Here is a 1,436-nt window from a genome sequence, read left to right as displayed (position 1 = left end):
TAATGCCGATCAGTTAAGCCAATTTCAGATCGGTTGACCGATCCAGTGACTGCTGTATAAAGGCCTGCAACAGAGACGTCGCAGGCCTTTTTCTATGCAACTTGTCACCGCCTTAACCCTTGCCAACCGTTACTTCCCTGACCAGCTGGATACAGGTGCTTTAGCTCAGCTTTTGCCTGACGAATTTATCCGTCAGTGCCTGCAAGAGGCTGGCGTTGCCACCGTGCGCCGTCGCCGTTTACCTCTGGAAGCTCTGGTGATGGTGGTGCTTGGCATGGCGCTCTACCGCAACAAAGATGTCTGGAGCATTGCCGACAAAATGCAAATCGCCTTGCCCGGCAAGCGTCATTTAGTCGCCCCCAGTGCGGTGCATCAGGGGCGTCAGCGTCTGGGCGAGAAAGCCATGCAGCAGGTGTTCCATCAGACTCAGCAGCTCTGGCATCAGCAGGCAGAGCATCCCCGCTGGTGCGGGTTGCAGTTGTTGGGGGTTGATGGTGTGGTCTGGCGAGCACCGGATACGGCGGATAACACGGCAGCCTTTACCAAACCCATCACAAGTGCCGGTGAATCGGCCTGGCCCATGGTACGGATGGTGTGCCAGATGGAGCTGACGAGCCATCTGCTGGTCAATGCCACTATGGATAGCTACAGTACCAATGAGATGGTGTTAGCGGAGCAACTGATAGACAACACGCCGGATAACAGCCTGACGCTGTTTGACCGGGGGTTTTATGCGTTAGGCCTGCTTCATGCCTGGCAAAGCACTGGACTAAACCGACACTGGCTCATTCCGCTGAAAAAGGGAACTCAGTACGAGGTCATCGCCAAACTGGGGAAGCGGGATAGCCTGGTTCGGTTGGCAACCAGCCCGCAGGCCCGGAAAAAATGGCCTGGGTTGCCTCCGTATTTGGATGCGCGACTGCTGCAGAAAAAGGTGAAAGGAAAAGACTGCTTTATTCTGACCTCGATGGTGTCAGCCACTCAATTTATCGGCGATGAAATCGTGGATTTATACAGTCAACGCTGGGAAATTGAATTGGGCTACCGGGAAATGAAACAACAACTGCTGGCCAATGAATTTACGCTGCGTAGTAAGAAAGCGGAGCTGGTGAAGCAGGAATTATGGGGAGCACTGCTGTGTTACAACCTTATCCGGTATCAGATGGTCCGGATGGCGAAAACATTGCCGGGGATTTATCCGAATGAGCTGAGTTTTACGTTGTGCGCCAATGCGATAGTGAGCTTATTTGAGCATGGATTTACGTTGATTAGTGCACATCACATTCCTCCAGAGCTGGATGATTTAACCCGAAAAGCAGAACACTTTATCTTGCCGTTTAGGCGGGAGCATCGTTCCTACCCAAGGCAAGTCAAACGGAAACCAAGCAAATATGCGCACAAAAAATAATGCCAGTCAGCTTAACTGACTGGCATTA

Annotated in this window: 1 protein-coding gene; it reads left to right on the top strand. The window is 52.2% G+C overall.

Annotated elements, in window-relative coordinates; all coding sequences use genetic code 11:
• Nucleotides 1-94: 94 nt before the first annotated feature.
• Nucleotides 95-1,408 carry an IS4 family transposase gene (locus ACFO3I_RS08865; RefSeq protein ID WP_377333477.1) on the top strand — a complete coding sequence of 438 codons (1,314 nt, stop codon included), beginning with the start codon at nt 95-97 and terminating at the stop codon, nt 1,406-1,408.
• Nucleotides 1,409-1,436: the final 28 nt, after the last annotated feature.

The sequence above is a fragment of the Rheinheimera marina genome (assembly GCF_042654345.1).
GTDB lineage: Bacteria > Pseudomonadota > Gammaproteobacteria > Enterobacterales > Alteromonadaceae > Pararheinheimera > Pararheinheimera marina.
Note: the sequence above shows the minus strand (reverse complement) of the source record. Positions and strands in the feature narration are given on the sequence as shown.

What these genes read in the sequence shown, in the direction of transcription:
- ACFO3I_RS08865 (WP_377333477.1), top strand. Translation starts at nt 95, where the DNA reads ATGCAACTTGTCACCGCCTTAACCCTTGCCAACCGTTACTTCCCTGAC.